General features: G+C 70.7%; 15 protein-coding genes and 1 tRNA gene. 7 read left to right on the forward strand and 9 right to left on the reverse strand.

All coding sequences use genetic code 11. The annotated features are described in order from the left end of the window. Nucleotides 1–5: 5 nt before the first annotated feature. Nucleotides 6–3,494, forward strand: a complete 3,489-nt coding sequence (gene cydD, locus B5557_RS22805) for a thiol reductant ABC exporter subunit CydD (protein ID WP_079661217.1) — start codon at nucleotides 6–8, stop codon at nucleotides 3,492–3,494. Nucleotides 3,495–3,555: 61 nt separating this feature from the next. Here the strand turns inward: cydD and B5557_RS22810 are convergent, their stop codons facing one another. From B5557_RS22810 to B5557_RS22830, 5 genes are all read right to left on the reverse strand, one after another. Next, the gene (locus B5557_RS22810; protein ID WP_079661218.1) at nucleotides 3,556–4,425 is read right to left on the reverse strand and encodes an HAD hydrolase family protein; all 870 of its coding nucleotides are present in this window, start codon (nucleotides 4,423–4,425) and stop codon (nucleotides 3,556–3,558) included. 88 nt (nucleotides 4,426–4,513) lie between these two features. Beyond that, nucleotides 4,514–5,416, reverse strand: a complete 903-nt coding sequence (locus B5557_RS22815; RefSeq protein ID WP_079661219.1) for an LLM class flavin-dependent oxidoreductase — start codon at nucleotides 5,414–5,416, stop codon at nucleotides 4,514–4,516. 42 nt (nucleotides 5,417–5,458) lie between these two features. Beyond that, nucleotides 5,459–5,902, reverse strand: coding sequence for a hypothetical protein (locus B5557_RS22820; protein WP_231976002.1), 444 nt, complete (start codon nucleotides 5,900–5,902; stop codon nucleotides 5,459–5,461). Nucleotides 5,903–5,920: 18 nt separating this feature from the next. Beyond that, nucleotides 5,921–6,484, reverse strand: a complete 564-nt coding sequence (locus B5557_RS22825) for an RNA 2'-phosphotransferase (protein ID WP_079661221.1) — start codon at nucleotides 6,482–6,484, stop codon at nucleotides 5,921–5,923. Between the two features lie 211 nt (nucleotides 6,485–6,695). Next, on the reverse strand, nucleotides 6,696–8,498 hold the full coding sequence (locus tag B5557_RS22830; protein WP_079661222.1) for an SDR family oxidoreductase: 1,803 nt from the start codon (nucleotides 8,496–8,498) through the stop codon (nucleotides 6,696–6,698). Nucleotides 8,499–8,741: 243 nt separating this feature from the next. On the opposite strand from B5557_RS22830, the gene B5557_RS22835 reads away from it, so the two are divergent. The 6 genes from B5557_RS22835 (at nucleotide 8,742) to B5557_RS22860 (ending at nucleotide 12,977) form a co-directional block, all read left to right on the forward strand. Further along, complete coding sequence (locus B5557_RS22835; RefSeq protein WP_079664940.1) at nucleotides 8,742–9,719, forward strand: ABC transporter ATP-binding protein; 978 nt, start codon at nucleotides 8,742–8,744, stop codon at nucleotides 9,717–9,719. Beyond that, nucleotides 9,709–10,617, forward strand: coding sequence for a hypothetical protein (locus B5557_RS22840; RefSeq protein WP_079661223.1), 909 nt, complete (start codon nucleotides 9,709–9,711; stop codon nucleotides 10,615–10,617). The genes B5557_RS22835 and B5557_RS22840 overlap by 11 nt, the downstream gene beginning before the upstream one ends. Then, a complete protein-coding gene (locus B5557_RS22845) occupies nucleotides 10,614–11,525 on the forward strand; it encodes an ABC transporter ATP-binding protein (protein ID WP_079661224.1) in 912 nt (303 codons plus the stop codon). The genes B5557_RS22840 and B5557_RS22845 overlap by 4 nt, the downstream gene beginning before the upstream one ends. Before the next feature lie 10 nt (nucleotides 11,526–11,535). Then, the gene (locus tag B5557_RS22850; protein WP_079661225.1) at nucleotides 11,536–12,255 is read left to right on the forward strand and encodes an ABC transporter permease; all 720 of its coding nucleotides are present in this window, start codon (nucleotides 11,536–11,538) and stop codon (nucleotides 12,253–12,255) included. A 108-nt stretch (nucleotides 12,256–12,363) separates the two neighbouring features. Next, nucleotides 12,364–12,606 (forward strand): SGM_3592 family protein, encoded by a 243-nt coding sequence (locus B5557_RS22855; protein ID WP_079661226.1) that lies wholly within the window; start codon nucleotides 12,364–12,366, stop codon nucleotides 12,604–12,606. Nucleotides 12,607–12,890: 284 nt separating this feature from the next. Further along, nucleotides 12,891–12,977 (forward strand) — tRNA-Ser (locus B5557_RS22860). A 265-nt stretch (nucleotides 12,978–13,242) separates the two neighbouring features. On the opposite strand, the gene B5557_RS22865 is transcribed toward B5557_RS22860, so the two are convergent. From B5557_RS22865 to efeB, 4 genes are all read right to left on the reverse strand, one after another. Beyond that, nucleotides 13,243–14,061, reverse strand: coding sequence for an HAD family hydrolase (locus tag B5557_RS22865; RefSeq protein WP_079661227.1), 819 nt, complete (start codon nucleotides 14,059–14,061; stop codon nucleotides 13,243–13,245). Continuing rightward, on the reverse strand, nucleotides 14,058–15,335 hold the full coding sequence (gene serS / locus B5557_RS22870; RefSeq protein ID WP_079661228.1) for a serine--tRNA ligase: 1,278 nt from the start codon (nucleotides 15,333–15,335) through the stop codon (nucleotides 14,058–14,060). The genes B5557_RS22865 and serS overlap by 4 nt, the downstream gene beginning before the upstream one ends. Nucleotides 15,336–15,953: 618 nt before the next feature. Further along, on the reverse strand, nucleotides 15,954–16,886 hold the full coding sequence (pheA, locus tag B5557_RS22875; protein WP_079661229.1) for a prephenate dehydratase: 933 nt from the start codon (nucleotides 16,884–16,886) through the stop codon (nucleotides 15,954–15,956). 89 nt (nucleotides 16,887–16,975) lie between these two features. Beyond that, nucleotides 16,976–18,310, reverse strand: a complete 1,335-nt coding sequence (gene efeB / locus B5557_RS22880; RefSeq protein WP_079661230.1) for an iron uptake transporter deferrochelatase/peroxidase subunit — start codon at nucleotides 18,308–18,310, stop codon at nucleotides 16,976–16,978. Between the last annotated feature and the right edge of the window lie 5 nt (nucleotides 18,311–18,315).

The following is an 18,315-nucleotide window of genomic DNA, read 5'->3' on the forward strand; positions in this document are numbered from 1 at the left end:
TTCACGTGAAACCGATCGACCCGCGTCTGCTCCGGTACGCCCGCGCCACTCGTCTCTTCCTGGGGGCGGTCATCGGTCTGGGCGCCGTCGGAGCAGCGCTGGTCATCGCTCAGGCGATGCTCATCGCCGAGGTGGTCGTCGGTGCCTTCCAACATGGCATGGCGGTTGCCGAACTGCGCACTCCCCTGCTGCTGTTGGTAGCCGTCGCGGTCGGCCGTGGCCTGGTCTCCTGGCTCACCGAACTCGCCGCGCACCGTGCGAGCGCCGCCGTGAAGTCGGAGCTGCGGGGACGGCTGCTGGAGCGGGCCACCGGGCTGGGGCCCGGCTGGCTCAGCGGGCAGCGCACCGGTTCGCTGGTCGCCCTCGCCACGAGGGGCGTGGACGCGCTCGACGACTACTTCTCGCGCTACTTGCCGCAATTGGGGCTGGCGGTGGTCGTGCCGGTCGCGGTGCTTGCGCGGATCGTGACCGAGGACTGGGTCTCCGCCGCGATCATCATCGGCACCCTGCCGCTGATCCCGGTCTTCATGGTGCTGATCGGCTGGGCCACGCAGGCGCGGATGGACCGCCAGTGGCGGCTGCTGTCCCGGCTCTCCGGACACTTCCTGGACGTTGTCGCGGGGCTGCCCACGCTGAAGGTGTTCGGGCGGGCCAAGGCGCAGGCCGAGTCGATCCGGCGCATCACCGGTGAGTACCGGCAGGCGACCATGCGGACGCTGCGGATCGCGTTCATCTCGTCGTTCGCGCTGGAGTTGCTCTCGACGCTCTCGGTGGCCCTGGTCGCCGTGACGATCGGCATGCGGCTCGTGCATGGCGAGATGGACCTGTACATCGGCTTGGTGATCCTCGTGCTCGCCCCCGAGGCGTATCTCCCGTTGCGGCAGGTGGGGGCGCAGTACCACGCGGCTGCGGAGGGGCTGGCGGCCGCCGAGGAGATCTTCGAGGTGCTGGAGACGCCGGTGCCGGAGTCCGGCGCGGACGCGGTGTCCGAGGGCGGGGTGGCCTTCGAGGGGGTGACCGTCCGCTACCCAGGCCGTTCCGGCGATGCCGTCTCGGACGTGTCGTTCACCGTCGAGCGCGGTGAGACGGTCGCGCTCGTCGGTCCGAGCGGTGCGGGCAAGTCGACGTTGCTGAACGTGCTGCTGGGGTTCGTGCGACCGGACGAGGGCCGAGTCATGGTCGGGGGAGTCGACCTTGCGGACGCCGATCTGGAGCAGTGGCGGTCGCGGATCGCATGGGTGCCGCAGCGACCGCATCTCTACGCCGGGACGATCGCCGAGAACGTACGGCTGGCGCGTCCCGACGCCAACGACGCGGCCGTGCGCAGGGCGCTGGCGGATGCCGGGGCGCTGGAGTTCGTCGACGCCCTGCCCGCCGGGGTGGGCACCGTGCTCGGCGAGGACGGGACCGGTCTGTCGGCCGGGCAGCGTCAGCGGCTCGCGCTGGCCCGGGCGTTCCTCGCGGACCGGCCGGTGTTGCTCCTGGACGAGCCGACGGCCGCGCTCGACGGGGAGACCGAGGCGGAGGTGGTGGGGGCCGTGCGGCGGCTGGCGGCCGGGCGGACGGTCCTGCTGGTCGTGCACCGGCCGGCGCTGCTGGCGGTGGCGGACCGCGTGGTGCGCCTGGCCGAGACCGAGACGCACAGGCCTGTGGAGGCCGCGGTCGGCGATGCTCCCGCCCCGCTGGAAGAGGTGGCGGCCGTGTCCGTCCCGGGGGAGCCGGCGACGAGGATCGCCACGAGCGGTGGCGGTGCCCTCGCGCGCGTTCGTGCGACGGCCGGTGCCCGGCGTGGCCGGCTCGCGCTCGCGCTGCTGTTGGGCAGCCTCGCCCTCGGCAGTGCCGTGGGGCTCATGGCCACCTCCGGCTGGCTCATCTCGCGGGCCTCGCAACAGCCTCCGGTGCTCTACCTGATGGTGGCCGTGACGGCGACTCGCGCGTTCGGCATCGGGCGGGCGGTGTTCCGGTACGCGGAGCGGCTCGTGTCGCACGACGCCGTGCTGCGGATGCTGGCCGACACCCGGGTCGCCGTCTACCGGCGGCTGGAGCGGCTGGCGCCCGCCGGCCTGCGGACGACCCGTCGGGGCGATCTGCTGACGCGGTTGGTCGCCGATGTGGACGCGCTGCAGGACTACTGGCTGCGCTGGCTGCTGCCGGCCGGTGCCGCCGTCGCGGTCTCGGCCGGGTCCGTGGCCTTCACGGCGTGGCTGCTGCCCGAGGCCGGGGCCGTCCTCGCCGCGGGGCTGCTGACCGCAGGGGTGGGAGTGCCGCTGATCACCGGAGCCGTGGCGCGCCGCGCCGAGCGGCGGCTCGCCCCGGCCCGAGGAGCACTGGCCACCCGCACGGCCGATCTGCTCACCGGCACCGCCGAACTGACCGTCGCGGGCGCGCTGCCCGCCCGTACCGCGGAGGTGCGTGTCGCGGACTCCGTGCTCACCCGGATCGCCTCGCGCGCGGCGACCGCCACCGCGTTGGGCGACGGACTGACCGCGCTCGTCTCCGGGCTGACCGTCGTGGCCGCCGCACTCGTGGGCGTTCAGGCGGTCGCTGACGGGCGGCTGGGCGGTGTGACCATGGCGGTGGTCGTCCTGACCCCGCTGGCCGCTTTCGAGGCCGTCCTGGGGCTGCCGCTGGCCGCGCAGTACCGCCAGCGGGTGCGCAGGAGCGCGGAGCGGGTGTACGAGGTGCTGGACTCCCCCGAGCCGGTGCGCGAGCCGGAGCAGCCCCGCCAGGCGCCCGCGTCGCCGTTCCCGCTCGTCCTCAAGGGGCTGGCCGCCCGGCACGCCGGACAGGGCCGGGACGCGCTCGCGGGAGTCGACCTCACCTTGACGCGGGGACGCCGGATCGCCGTCGTGGGACCCTCCGGGTCCGGCAAGACCACGCTCGCGCAGGTGCTGCTGCGGTTCCTGGACGCCGACGCGGGCTCGTACACGCTCGCCGGCGTGGACGCCCACGCCCTGGACGGTGACGACGTACGGCGGTTCGTCGGGCTGTGCGCGCAGGACGCGCACCTTTTCGACAGCTCGGTCCGGGAGAACCTGCTGCTCGCCAAGAAGGGGGCGAGCGAGGAGGAGTTGCGGGACGCGCTGGCCCGAGCCCGGCTGCTGGAGTGGGTCGACGGACTGCCCGACGGACTCGACACGCTCGTCGGCGAGCACGGGGCCCGTCTCTCCGGCGGGCAGCGGCAGCGACTCGCGCTGGCGCGGGCGCTGCTTGCCGACTTCCCGGTTCTCGTGCTCGACGAGCCCGCCGAGCATCTGGACCTGCCGACCGCCGACGCGCTCACCGAGGACCTGCTGGCCGCCACCGAGGGCCGTACGACCCTGCTCATCACTCATCGGTTGGCCGGTCTCGACGCGGTCGACGAGGTGGTCGTGCTGGACGAGGGCCGGGTGGTGCAGCGCGGCGCGTACGCGGAACTGACCGCCGTGGAGGGGCCGATGCGGAGGATGGCCGAGCGGGAGGAGGCCGCGGAGCTGCTGGCGGCGGCGCGGTGACCGGCGAGCCCGGCGGAACAGGACCGGCGGCCGCAGGAACGTCTCGGCGAACGCTCCGGGATCACACCCGCTCGGAGAGCAGTTGTTCGATGATGACGGCGACGCCGTCCTCGTTGTTGGCGACGGTCTGCCCGGAGGCCGCCTTGAGCACGTCCGGGTGGGCATTGCCCATCGCGTAGGAACGGCCAGCCCAGGTGAGCATCTCGACGTCGTTCGGCATGTCCCCGAACGCGACGACCTCCTCGTGGGAGATGCCGCGTTCCGCGCAGCACAGGGCGAGTGTGCTGGCCTTGGAGACGCCGGGGCCGCTGATCTCCAGCAGGGCGCTGGGGCTTGAGCGGGTGACGTCGGCGCGGTCGCCGATGGCCAGGCGGGCGAGGGTGAGGAAGGCGTCGGGGTCGATCGTGGGATGGAACGCGAGGATCTTCAGCACCGGCTCGCCGGCCCCCGGTGCGTCCGGCGCCAGCAGCTGCTCGGCCGGCGCGAGGGCGTCCGGGATCTCCATGTGCATCTTCGGATACTCCGGCTCCTGGTAGAAGCCGTACGTCTGCTCGATGGCGTACATGGTCCCGGGCGCCGCGTCACGCAGCAGCCGTACGGCGTCCAGCGCGTTCTCCCGCGCAAGCTCCCGCACCTTCACGAACCGGTGGGCGCCGGGCCCGCCGTGCAGGTCGACCACGGCGGCGCCGTTGCCGCAGATCGCCAGGCCGTGCCCGTGGACGTGGTCGCTGACGACGTCCATCCAGCGGGCCGGCCGGCCGGTGACGAAGAAGACCTCGATACCCGCCTCCTCGGCGGCGCCGAGGGCTGCGACCGTGCGCGGGGACACCGACTTGTCGTCGCGCAGCAGAGTCCCGTCGAGATCGGTGGCGATCAGCCGAGGCGGGAGGGCGGCGGCCGGGGTCTCGGGCTGTCGAGTCGCTGAGGTCACCGGGCCATTCTCGCGTATGCACCCGCACGACCGTGCGAGAGCCCGCACACATGAGGCACGGGCAGGCACAGATGACTTGATGCCGAGGTCAGCGCAGTTGCGCCGCCGCCCCCATGGCGATCTGCTCGAAGACCTTCTCGTCCGCGGCGAAGTCGGAGTCCGGGATGGGCCAGTGGACCACGATCTCCGTGAAGCCGAGTTCCTGGTGCCGGCCCGCGAAATCGACGAAGGCGTCCAGGGACTCCAGAGGCCGGCCGCGGTCCGGGGTGAACCCGGTGAGCAGGATCTTGTCGAGCTCCTTCACGTCCCGTCCGCGCTCGGCACAGGCGTCGGCGAGCTTCTCGGCCTGCCCGCGAATGGCCTGAACCGACTGCTCGGGGGTGCCGCTCTCGTACAGCTTGGGGTCGCCCGTGGTCACCCACGCCTGCCCGTACTGGGCGGCGAGCCGCAGCCCGCGCGGTCCGGTCGCGGCGACCGCGAACGGCAGCCGGGGACGCTGGACGCAGCCGGGGATGTTGCGCGCCTCGTGCGCCGAGTAGTGGTCGCCCTCGTAGGACACGGAGTCCTCGGTGAGCAGCCGGTCCAGCAGCGGTACGAACTCGCCGAGCCGGTCGGCGCGCTCGCGTGGCGTCCAGGGTTCCTGGCCGAGGGCGGTGGCGTCGAAGCCGGTGCCACCCGCGCCGATCCCCAGGGTCACCCGGCCGCCGGAGATGTCGTCCAGGGAGATCAGCTCCTTGGCGAGGGTGACCGGGTGCCGGAAGTTCGGCGAGGTCACCAGCGTGCCCAGACGCAGGCGCTCGGTGGCGGCCGCGGCGGCGGTGAGCGTCGGGATCGCGCCGAACCACGGGCCGTCGCGGAAGCTGCGCCAGGACAGGTGGTCGTAGGTGTACGCCGTGTGGAAGCCGAGCTGCTCGGCCCGCGTCCAGGCGGAACGGCCGCCCTCGTTCCAGCGGAGGTACGGGAGGATCACGGTGCTCAGGCGCAGACTCATGTCATCGAGCGTATGCGGCCGACGGTGTTTCACGTGAAACAGTCACCGTACGCGGCCGGCCAGCCACGGACTGAGTCCGACCGGGATGAACTCCTTGTGTACCCGGTCACCCGGCAGCGGAACCATCAGGATGTGGCTCGGCGGGAAGCGGCGCGCCTTGACCCAGGCGTGGCCCTCGTAGAGGGAGCGGAGGAAGGCAGGCACGTCGTCGCGGTCCACGTCGGGGCACTCCACCCCGTCGACGGTGATCAGAGCGTCGTCGTCCGGGTACAGCCGCACGCTCACACTCGGCCGGCCGCCGAGCTCGACGTGGGCCTCGTGCGGCAGCGAGCCGTCGGGGTCGGTGGTGACGCCGACGCCCGCGGCGGTGCGCCGGGAGGTCTGATCGGCGCCGATGTCGTGGGTGACCTCGATCTCGAGGGCGTAGGCGTCGGCGATGGCACGGAGGGCGGTGACGGCGGCCTCGGTGGTGGGGAGGTTCTCCATATCGCTGATCATGCAGGGTCAGTGGGACTCGGGGAACCGCAGATACTGCGGCGGCACCGCCTTCGTCAGCCACACCCCGTTGGCGCTGACGTGGAAGACATGGCCGTCGCGATGCATGGCGCCGGCGTCCACGGAGAGGACCACGGGGCGGCCCCGGCGGGAGCCGACGCGCGTCGCGGTCTCGCGGTCGGCCGACAGATGCACGTCGTGCCGGTTCATGGGCCGTAGCCCCTCGGCCCGGATCGCGTCCAGCCAGCGGGCCACGGTCCCGTGGTAGAGGAATGCGGGCGGGGTGGCCGGGGGCAGTCCGAGGTCGACCTCGACGCTGTGGCCCTGGCTGGCACGGATCCGGGTGCCTTCGATCGCGAAGCGCTTCTTGTCGTTGGTGGCGACGACATGGTCCAGCTCGTCCCGGGTGAAGCGGAAGCCGTGTGCGGCGCACGCGGCGATCAGCTCGTCGATCTCCACCCAGCCGGCCTCGTCGAGGGCGAGGCCGATGCGCTCGGGCTGGTGCCGCAGATGCTTCGAGAGGTACTTCGACACCTTCACGGTGCGTCTTTCGTCTCTGTCCTTTTCGTTCATCCGCTCAGCATGAAGGGAGAGACGTGGATCACGCATGCAATTTCGGGCCGGAGGTTTGATCCACAACCAACTGTAGTTATCCACAGGCTATTTGGCGATTCTGTGGACAACTGGCGGTCCTGTCGGGAGGGTTGACCAAGGTCACCCGAAAGCCAGTGACTTGAGGCGAGCGGTCCAAGTCATGGGCGTTCACTACCCGTTCAGCGGCGGTTCACAGCGGCGGATTCATCCGCGCCAGCGTTCTCAACGCCCTGGGCATGAACCGTGACAGGGCATATGAGACCTTCGCCTCCGAAGTGACGGGAACGACCGCCTCGTTGAGTACGACCGCCCGCATGATCGCCTCAGCCACTTTCTCCGGCGGGTAGTTGCGCAACCCGTACGCGCGCGTGGCACGCTTCTGAAGGCGTCGTTCCTCCGCCGCGTCCACTCCCACGAAGGTCGCCGTCGAGGTGATGTTGGTGTTCACCAGGCCTGGGCAGATCGCGGTAACTCCGATGTCCTGACCGGCGAGTTCGGCACGCAGACACTCGCTCAGCATCAGGACCGCCGCCTTGGAGGTGCTGTACGCGGGCAACGCCTTGGAGGGCAGATATGCGGCCGCCGAGGCGGTGTTGACGATGTGGCCGCCCTGCCCGCGCTCCGCCATCTGCCGACCGAAGAGACGGCAACCATGGATGACCCCCCACAGGTTGACGTCCAAAACCCTCCGCCAGTCCTCGGGAGTCGTGTCGAAGAAGGAGCCCGACAGGCCGATGCCCGCGTTGTTCACCAGCACGTCCACCACGCCGTGGTCCGTGTGGACCTTCGCCGCGAGCTTCTCCATCGCCTGCTCGTCGGAGACGTCCACCGCCTCCGCCCAGGCCTCGGACGCGCCCTTGAGAAGGGACAGTTCGGCGGTGCGGGCCGCGCTCTCCGCATCCCGGTCGACGGCGATGAGGCGCGCGCCCGCCTCGGCGAACGCGAGCGCCGTGGCCCGCCCGATGCCACTGCCCGCCCCGGTGACCAGCACCAACTGCCCGCCGAAGCGCTCGGCGTACCGTCCGGTGGCGGTCTTGCGCACCGGCTCACCGCCGTGTTCCAGGCCCTTTCCGGCTGCCGCGCGCTCCTGCGCGTGCTCCGTCTCCACCGAGGTGACGAAGTCGACGATCCAGGAGGTGACCTGGTCGGGACGGGTGCGCGGGATCCAGTGCCCGGCCGGCAGCGTGCGCCGGGTCAACCGCGGGGCCCACTCCTGCAGTTCGTCGTACAGACGCTCCGACAGAAACCTGTCCCCCAGGGGGGTGATGAGCTGCACGGGCGCGTGCGCGTGCGCGTCGGGACGCGGACGGCTCAGCCGGCCGCGGATGTTGTCCCGGTACAGCCAGGCGCCGTGCGCCGCGTCCGACGGCAGTGACGCCGTCGGGTAGTCGCTGCCGGGCACCTTCTCGATCCGCCGCAGGATGCCCGGCCAGCGCTTGCCGAGCGGGCCGCGCCAGGCGAGTTCGGGCAGAGCGGGCGTGTGCAGCAGGTACACGTACCAGGATTTGGCTCCCTGGCCGAGGAGTTGGCCGACCCGGCGCGGAGTCGGCCTGGTCAGGCGCTTGTTGAGCCAGTGGCCGAAATGGTCGAGGGACGGCCCGGACATCGACGTGAACGACGCGATCCTGCCCTTGGTGCGCGGCACGGTCACGAACTCCCAGGACTGCACCGAGCCCCAGTCGTGCCCCACCAGGTGTACCGGCCGGTCCGGGCTGACCGCGTCCACGACCGCCAGGAAGTCGTCTGTCAGCTTCTCCAGCGTGAACCCGCCCCGCAGCGGCTTCGGCGCGTCGGAACGGCCATGGCCCCGCACGTCGTACAGCACCACATGGAAACGGCCGGCCAGCCGGGACGCGACCTGCGACCACACCTCCTTGCTGTCCGGATAGCCGTGCACCAGGACGACCGTGGGCCGCCCGGGGTCACCCAGCTCGGCCACGCACAACTCGATCCCACCGGTCCGCACCCGGCGCTCCCGCGCACCCTCCAGCATCACTTCCCCCTCGTCCCACCGGTTCGCGTCGACTGCGGTACGTGTCCGTAACGTGACCCCGCCCGAATCTGGCACTTGTTAGAGGAAGCGTCAATAGGGAGGGGCGCACGCCGGAGTGAAGCCCGGCCGTAACTCTCAGGCAGGGGATCCCCTACGGGTCCGTACATCTGAGGTCTGACGCGAAAACGACTCTTGGGTCTGACGATTTCCGTGGCGTGCGTCACTAAATTCGACGCTGTGACTGTGATCGCGACCGAAAGCCTGAGCAAGCGGTTCCCCCGGGTGACCGCGCTTGACCGGCTCTCCGTGGACGTCGGGCCCGGTGTGACCGGGCTCGTCGGAGCCAACGGGGCCGGCAAGTCCACACTGATCAAGATCCTTCTGGGTCTGTCGCCCGCAACGGAGGGCCGAGCCGAGGTGCTCGGCCTCGACGTCGCGAGCAAGGGCGCCGCCATCCGCGAGCGGGTCGGCTACATGCCGGAGCACGACTGCCTGCCGCCGGACGTCTCGGCGACCGAGTTCGTCGTGCACATGGCCCGCATGTCCGGCCTACCGCCTACGGCCGCGCGCGAGCGCACCGCGGACACCCTGCGCCATGTGGGGCTGTACGAGGAGCGCTACCGCCCCATCGGCGGCTACTCGACCGGCATGAAGCAGCGCGTGAAGCTCGCCCAGGCCCTCGTCCACGACCCGCAGCTGGTCTTCCTGGACGAGCCCACCAACGGCCTCGACCCGGTCGGACGGGACGAGATGCTGGGCCTCATCCGCCGCATCCACACCGACTTCGGCATCTCGGTCCTGGTCACCTCCCACCTGCTGGGCGAACTGGAGCGCACCTGCGACCACGTCGTGGTCGTCGACGGCGGCAAGCTCCTGCGCTCCAGCTCCACCACCGACTTCACCCAGACCACGACCACCCTCGCGATCGAGGTCACCGACAACGACGACCACCCGGACGGCACCCGCGCGGTCCGCGAGGTGCTCCACGCGCGCGGGGTGGACGTCCTGGACAGCCAGAGCGGCCTGCCGGGCGCAGGCCACGTCCTGCTGCTGACCGCACAGGGCGAGGACACATACGACGTCGTCCGGGACGTGGTCGCCGACCTCGGCCTCGGCCTGGTGCGCATGGAACAGCGCAGGCACCACATCTCCGAGGTCTTCACGGACGGCGACGCCACCAACGACCAGCAGCGGAAGGAGGCCGTCGGCCATGGCAGTTGAGAACCCGGTCACCGCCCCATCGGGCGACCAGACCCGCATCCACAACATCGGCTACCGCAGCTACGACGGCCCCCGCCTGGGCCGCGCCTACGCCCGCCGCTCCCTCTACTCGCAGTCCCTGCGCGGCGCCTACGGCCTCGGCCGCTCGGTGAAGTCCAAGGTGCTGCCGATGCTGCTGTTCGTGGTGATGTGCGTGCCCGCGGCCATCATCGTCGCCGTGGCGGTCGCCACGAAGGCCAAGGAACTCCCCCTGGACTACACGCGGTACGCGATCGTCCTCCAGGCCGTCATCAGCCTCTACGTCGCCTCGCAGGCACCGCAGTCAGTCTCGCGCGACCTGCGCTTCAAGACGGTGCCGCTGTACTTCTCGCGGCCCATCGAGACCGCGGACTACGTACGAGCGAAGTTCGCGGCGCTGGCTTCGGCGCTCTTCGCCCTCACCGCGGCCCCGCTGTTGGTGCTGTACGTGGGCGCGCTGCTGGCGAAGCTCGACTTCGCCGACCAGACCAAGGGATTCGCCCAGGGACTCGTCTCCGTGGCACTGCTCTCACTGCTCTTCGCCGGCCTCGGCCTGGTCATCGCCTCGGTGACCCCGCGACGCGGCTTCGGCATCGCCGCCGTCATCGCCGTCCTGACCATCTCCTACGGAGCCGTCTCCACGCTCCAGGCCATCGCCGACGCGCAGAACAGCACCGGCTCCATCGCCTGGATCGGTCTGTTCTCGCCGGTCACGCTCATCGACGGCGTGCAGTCGGCCTTCCTGGGCGCCACCTCCGCCTTCCCGGGCGGAATCGGCCCCTCCGACGCGGAGGGCGTGGTCTACGTCCTCGTCGTCCTCGGCCTGATCGCAGCGAGCTACGGCCTCCTCATCCGCCGCTACCGGAAGGTGGGCCTGTGACCACGCTCAGCATCGACCACGTCTCCCGCTGGTTCGGCAACGTGGTCGCCGTCAACGACGTCACCATGACGATCGGCCCCGGCGTCACCGGCCTGCTCGGCCCCAACGGCGCCGGAAAGTCCACCCTCATCAACATGATGGGCGGCTTCCTGGCACCCTCCACCGGCACGGTCACCCTCGACGGACAGCCGGTCTGGCGCAACGAGGAGATCTACCGGCACATCGGCATCGTCCCCGAGCGCGAGGCGATGTACGACTTCCTCACCGGCCGCGAATTCGTCGTCGCCAACGCCGAGTTGCACGGTCTCGGCGCCAAGGCCGCCCAGAAGGCGCTGGCCACCGTCGAGATGGAGTACGCGCAGGACCGCAAGATCTCCACCTACTCCAAGGGCATGCGCCAGCGCGTGAAGATGGCGAGCGCCCTCGTCCACGACCCCTCGCTGCTCCTGCTCGACGAGCCCTTCAACGGCATGGACCCGCGCCAGCGCATGCAGCTCATGGACCTGCTGCGGCGCATGGGCGACGAGGGGCGCACGGTGCTGTTCTCGTCGCACATCCTCGAAGAGGTCGAGCAGCTCGCCTGGCACATCGAGGTCGTCGTCGCGGGTAGGCACGCGGCCAGCGGCGACTTCCGCAAGATCCGCCGCCTGATGACCGACCGCCCGCACCGCTACCTGGTGCGCTCCAGCGACGACCGGGCGCTCGCGGCCGCGCTCATCGCCGATCCGTCCACGGCCGGCATCGAAGTGGACCTCGCCGAGGGCGCGTTGCGCATCCAGGCCGTCGACTTCGCACGTTTCACGACCCTGCTGCCGAGGGTCGCGCGCGACCACGGCATCCGGCTGCTCACGGTCTCGCCGTCCGACGAGTCCCTCGAGTCCGTCTTCTCGTATCTCGTCGCGGCGTAGGAGGCCCCAGATGTACGACCCCACAGTCGCCCGGCTCACCTACCGGGCCCTGCTCGGCCGTCGCCGGGCCCTCATCCTGGGCGCCCTGCCCCTGCTGCTGGTCGCGATCTCGGTGGTCGTGCGCGCCCTCGCCGGAGCCGACGACCAGACGGCGTCCGACCTGCTCGGCGGGCTCGCGCTCGCCACGATGGTGCCGATCATCGGCGTCATCGCCGGCACGGGCGCGATCGGCCCGGAGATCGACGACGGCTCCGTGGTGTACCTGCTGTCCAAGCCGCTGAAGCGGCCGACGATCATCTTCACCAAGCTGATCGTGGCGATCGCGGTGACGATGGTGTTCTCCGCGCTGCCCACGCTCATCGCCGGCTTCATCCTCAACGGAAACGGCCAGCAGATCGCCGTCGCCTACACGGTGGCCGCGCTGGTCTCCTCCATCGCCTACGCGGCCGTCTTCCTGCTGCTGGGCACGGTGTCCCGGCACGCGGTGGTCTTCGGCCTCGTCTACGCCCTCGTCTGGGAGGCCCTGTTCGGCTCCCTGGTGCCGGGCGCGCGCACGCTCAGCGTCCAGCAGTGGTCGCTGGCCGTCGCCCACAAGGTCGCCGGCGGGGACCTCGTCACCTCCGACGTCGGACTGACGACGGCGACGGTGCTGCTGGTCGTGGTGACGGTGCTGGCCACCTGGTACGCGGGACAGAAACTGCGGTCGCTGACGCTGGCGGGCGAGGAGTGACCGGGCGTGCCGGGGTTCGGGCCGGGGCTCGGGCCGGTCGGCCTTGACGGTGGCTTCACCTGCACCCCGGCACACTGGGCGAAATCAGACTTGGATTGGAGGACGGGGATGGCGGACGACAACGCGGTGAGCGGCGGTCGCGGGCGGGCCGAGGGCGAGGTCTGGGACGGTCTCGTCCTGGACGAGGAGTTCATACGGGCCGCCGAGACGTCCGAGCCGTCCGCCCGGGCCCGGATGCTGGCCGCGCGCTGGCGGGCGGAGGAGCCCGAGCCGCAGCCGTGGCGCTCCGACGAGCCGCCCGCGGGTTGGTTCTTCAGCAAGGCGCGGCGACGCAGGTGGCGCCGCCGGTAGTCGCCGCTCGGCCTGCTTTTCGTACGGCTGTTTTATTCGGTGGCGTCCAACTCGTCCCCTGGGCACAGTGGTTGTACCCCGCAGCGCCGGAAGGGTTCCGGCGCCAGCGACCGGGAGAGGAGCGGGACGATGCCCATGCACGGCAGTACGTCCAGCTCCCTTCAGGGCAGCCGGGGGCGGGTTCCGGAGTAGTTACCCCTCCGTCGAACCCGTCCCGCACAGGGGAGCTGCCCGGGGCGGCCGCTTCGAGCACGCGATGTCGCTCTCGCGTGGGCCGCCCACCCGGAGGATTGGCCGAGTGGCAAGGCACCGGTTTGCTAAACCGTGGTCGGGGGTGACACCCCGCGCACGTTCGATCCGTGCATCCTCCGCGAGACGTTGTCACTGGGACTTGGCCGGGGTTTTGGCCAGGGGTACGTGGAGCTTGGCTCGGGTGGGTTTCGCGGGCCCGGAAGTCGTTCGGGTGCGGGAGCCGTTCGGGCCCGGAAGTCGCTCGGGTGCGGGAGCCGTTCGGGTGCGGGAGCCGTTCGGGTGCGGGAGCGTCGGGGCTGGTCGCGCAGTTTCCCGCGCCCCTGATCGCCTGCGGCGATCGCCCCGCCAGCCCGTCAGCCCGTCAGGTCGGCTGGTTGGGGCTGGTTAGGGGAGCAGTTGCTCCAGTACTGCCGCGATGCCGTCGTCCTCGTTCGAGGTTGTCACCTCGTCGGCTACTGCCTTGAGTTCCTCGTGGGCGTTGGCCATGGCTACGCCGTGTGCGGACCAGGCGAACATCGGGATGTCGTTGGGCATGTCGCCGAAGGCGATCGTGTCGGCGGCCTTCAGGCCCAGGCGGCGGGCCGCCAGGGAGAGGCCCGTGGCCTTGGACAGGCCCAGAGGGAGCAGCTCCACGATGCCCTGGCCGGCCATCGCGACCGTGACGAAGCCACCGGCGGCCCGCCGGGCGGCCTCGGCCAGCGCGTCGTCGGACAGCTCGGGATGCTGTATGTAGATCTTGCTCAGCGGCGCGGACCAGAGGTCGGACGCGTCCGTGAACGGCGTCGAAGGCAGTGCGCCGGTGACCGCGTAACCGGGGCCGACCAGCACGTCTCCGTCCAGGCCGGCCCGGCTGGCCGCCAGGTACAGCGGCCCGACCTCCGCCTCGATCTTCGCCAGGGCCACCGCGGCCAGCTGCCGGTCCAGGGTCACCGACGTCAGCAGACGATGCTCGCCGGCGTCGTACACCTGTGCGCCTTGGCCGCAGACCGCGAGGCCGTCGTAGCCGAGGTCGTCGAGGATGTGCCGGGTCCACGGGACCCCGCGGCCCGTCACCACGATGTGCGCGGCGCCCGCCGCGGTGGCCGCGGCGAGGGCGTCACGGGTGCGCCGGGAGACCGACTCGTCGGAGCGCAGCAGCGTTCCGTCGAGGTCGGTCGCGATCAGGCGGTAGGGGAGCCCGCGGGCGGGAGGCGCGGCGCTCACTTGGCCACCGGCTCTAGGACCTCCCGGCCGCCGAGGTACGGGCGCAGCACCTCGGGCACGTACACGGAACCGTCGGCCTGCTGGTGGTTCTCCAGGATCGCGACGATCGTGCGCGGGACGGCGCACAGCGTGCCGTTCAGCGTGGCCAGCGGGCGGACCTGCTTGCCCTCGCGGACGCGGATCGACAGACGGCGGGACTGGAACTCGGTGCAGTCCGAGGTCGAGGTCAGCTCGCGGTACTTGCCCTGGGTGGGGATCCACGCCTCGCAGTCGAACTTGCGGGCGGCCGAGGAGCCGAGGTCACCGGTGGCGACGTCGATGACGCGGAACGGCAGCTCCAGCGAGGACAGCCACTGCTTCTCCCACGCCAGCAGCCGCTGATGTTCGGCCGTCGAGTCCTCGGGCGTGACGTACGAGAACATCTCGACCTTGTCGAACTGGTGGACGCGGAAGATGCCCTTGGTGTCCTTGCCGTGCGAGCCGGCCTCGCGGCGGAAGCAGGGCGAGAAGCCCGCGTAGCGCAGTGGGAGCTTGTCCGCGTCGATGATCTCGTCCATGTGGTACGCGGCGAGGGGGACCTCGGAGGTGCCGACGAGGTAGAGGTCGTCCTTGTCGAGGTGGTAGACGTCCTGGGCGGCCTGGCCGAGGAAGCCGGTGCCCGCCATGGACTGCGGACGCACCAGCGCGGGGGTGAGCATCGGCGTGAAGCCGGCCGCCGTGGCCTGCGCGATCGCCGCGTTCACCAGGGCCAGCTCCAGCAGGGCGCCGACGCCGGTGAGGAAGTAGAAGCGGGAGCCGGAGACCTTCGCGCCGCGCTCGACGTCGATCGCGCCGAGGAGCTGGCCGAGCTCCAGGTGGTCCTTGGGCTCGAAGCCCTCGGCGCCGAAGTCGCGGATCGTGCCGTGCGTCTCGAGGGTGACGAAGTCCTCCTCGCCGCCCACGGGCACGTCGGGGTGCACGAGGTTGCCGAGCCGCTGCAGGAGCTCCTGGGTCTCGGCGTCGGCGGCGTCACGCTCGGCGTCGGCGGCCTTGACGTCGGCGGCGAGCTGGCTCGCCTTCTTCAGCAGCTCGGCCTTCTCGTCCGCGGAGGCCTTGGGGATGAGCTTGCCGAGCGACTTCTGCTCGGCGCGCAGCTCGTCGAAGCGGACGCCGGACGACCTGCGCCGCTCGTCGGCGGACAGGAGAGAGTCGACGAGCGCGACGTCCTCTCCACGGGCGCGCTGGGACGCGCGCACACGGTCGGGGTCCTCACGGAGCAGGCGAAGGTCAATCACGCGGCCAAGGCTACCCGTGCGGGGTTGCCGCTCACGACTCACCATTCCGAACCGTGGGCCGACCGTAGGCCGAGGCTTCCGATTCATGGCTTACGTTCAGTTATGAGGGAATTGCCGCGCGTGTCAATGAAAAGCGTCTCACTCCCTGGGACGGGGCATGTGATGGGCGTCTCGTTGACTCGATTTCCTTGTGGAGGAGGGGACTTGGGGGTGCCGTTGTCCACAGGTATCCACACCCCCGGGATGGTTATCCACAGGGTGTGCGAAAGATCTGTGGACATTGGAATTGATCATTCCGATAGTGCCGTGGGGCTCGGTCAATTCCTTGCCCAAACCGTCTGCCGACCCACTTTCGGGTGGAAATGGGTCGCCCCAAAGGATTGATCGAAGGAAACAGGTGGACGAAGGGTGACGCGCAGGTTGCGAGTCGCCCTTGTGTCATGGAGGCCGATTTGTCGACTGGGTGGGGCTTCGGTGATCGACGTTGTCGACTTGTCCCCAGGTCGAGATGCCGCCCTGTGGATAACTTCTGTGGATAACGAAGATACGCAGATAGGACCGGCTGAACGGCAGCCAGGACGGCGTGAACGACAGCCAGAACCGCTAGGGGACCGGCTGCTAGAACCGGCCGTCCTGGCAGCGGGCCACCCAGTCCGACGCCGCCACGAACTCGCCGTCCGAGGTCCCCGGCAGCGGAGTCGGCACGTCCGCCGAGCTCACCTCCGCGCGCGGGTACGAGCCGAGGAAGCGCACCTCGCGGCAGATGCGCTTCAGCCCCATGAGCGCCTCTGCCATCCGCCGGTCCGAGATGTGTCCCTCGGCGTCGATGCAGAAGCAGTAGTTGCCGATGCCCGCGCCCGTCGGCCGGGACTGCAGCAGCATGAGGTTGACGCCCCGGGTGGCGAACTCGCCCAGCAGGTCGCGCAGGCCGCCGGGATGGTCGTCGCGCTGCCACAGCACGACGGACGTCTTGTCCGCGCCGGTCGGCGCGGCGGGCCGGGCGGGCCTGCCCACCAGCACGAACCGGGTCTGAGCGTTCTCGGCGTCGTGGATCCCGGTCTCCAGGGCCGTCAGGCCGTAGCGGGCGGCCGCGAACTCGCCCGCGAAGGCGGCGTCGTACCGGCCCTCCTGGACCAGCCGGGCGGCGTCCGCGTTCGAGGCGGCCGACTCCCACAGGGCGTCCGGGAGATTCCCCTTCAGCCAGTTGCGGACCTGCGGCTGCGCGGCCGGATGCGCTGAGACCGTCTTGATGTCCGCCAGCTTCGTGCCCGGCCGCACCAGCAGCGCGAAGGTGATCGACAGCAGCACCTCGCGGTAGATCATCAGCGGCGCGCCCGCGACCAGCTCGTCCAGGGTCGTGGTGATCCCGCCCTCGACGGAGTTCTCGATGGGCACGAACGCGGCCTCGGCCTCGCCAGTGCGCACCGCGTCGAGCGCGGACTGGACCGACACATAGGGGATCAGCTGCCGGGTGGCAGCCTCCGGAAGCGTGCGCAGGGCGACCTCCGTGAAGGTGCCCTCGGGGCCGAGATACGCATAGCTCGCTGGCATGACCTCACCCTAATGGCCCTTGCGTATCCGGACGTATGCGTCTCACGACAGCCGCTCGCAGGAATGAATCCGCACGACGGGCCGTAACTTCACGACTCCAGCAGTCGCTGGCCCACGTACTCCCCCTCGGCCGCGCCGCCCGGCACCGCGAACAGGCCGCTCGACTCGTGGCGGATGTACTTCGACAGGGCGTCCCCGCGGTCCAGCTTGCGCTGCACGGTGACGAAGCCGCGCAACGGGTCCGCCTGCCAGCAGACGAAGAGCAGACCCGCGTCCGGAGTGCCGTCCGGGTCGATGCCGTCGTGGTAGGAGAAGGGCCGGCGCAGCATCGCCGCGCCGCCGTTCTGGTCGGGGCGGGTGATACGGGCGTGCGCGTTGATCGGGACGACCAGATCGCCGCGGGCGTCGGTCTTCTCCAGGTCCATCGCGGTCGTCTCGCCGCCCCCCGACAGCGGCGCCCCGTCGGACTTCTTGCGCCCGATGACCTGCTCCTGGTCCTTGAGCGACAGCCTTTCCCAGTCGTCGAGCAGCATGCGGATACGGCGTACGACGGCGTAGGAGCCGTTGGCCATCCACGCCGGGTCCTTGGTGCCGGACGCCGGGACGAAGATGCGCTGGTCGAAGTCGGAGTCGGTCGGCTTGGGGTTGCGGGTGCCGTCCATCTGACCCATCAGGTTGCGGGCCGTCATGGGGTGGGCGGTGGCACCCGGCGTCCGGTTGAAGCCGTTCATCTGCCAGCGGACCTTCGCCGCGCTGCCCGCGTCCTTCTGGATGGCGCGCAGGGCGTGAAAGGCGACCAGGGCGTCGTTCGCACCGATCTGCACCCACAGGTCGCCGTTGCTACGGGACTTGTCGAGGTGGTCGGAGGAGAAGTCGGGGAGTGGGTCGAGGGCGACCGGGCGCTGCTTCTCCAGCCCGGTGCGGGCGAAGAAGCTGTTGCCGAAACCGAAGGTGACCGTCAGCGAGGAGGGGCCGGCGTCCCGGGCCACGTCGGTGTCGTCGTTCGCCGCCGCCTTGCCCGCCATCAGCCGCCGAGCCGTCTCCGACCAGCGGCGCAGCAGCGCGGCGGCCTCCTTGCGGCCCGCGCCGGCGGCGAGGTCGAAGGCGACGAGATGCCCGCGGGCCTGGAGCCCCTGGGTGATGCCGGGCTGATGTTTCACGTGGAACATCGCCTCGTCGGCGCCGATCGAGGACAGCGGCGTGGCCTGCGACGGCGCCGTCGCATAGCCCACGGCGCCGCCGGCCGCGCCGAGCACGAGACCGGTGGTGCCTGCGGTGCCGAGCAGTTTGCGCCGTGTCAGCCCCTCGGGGGAGCGGGATTCCGAGGGCGCGCCTTCGTCCACGGAGGTGTGGGTCTCGGGCGTACGGGACTCGGGCGTACGAATCTGGGGCGTACGGGCCTCGGGGACGGACTGGTCGGGCATGGTGC

The organism is Streptomyces sp. 3214.6, from assembly GCF_900129855.1.
GTDB classification, from domain to species: domain Bacteria; phylum Actinomycetota; class Actinomycetes; order Streptomycetales; family Streptomycetaceae; genus Streptomyces; species Streptomyces soliscabiei.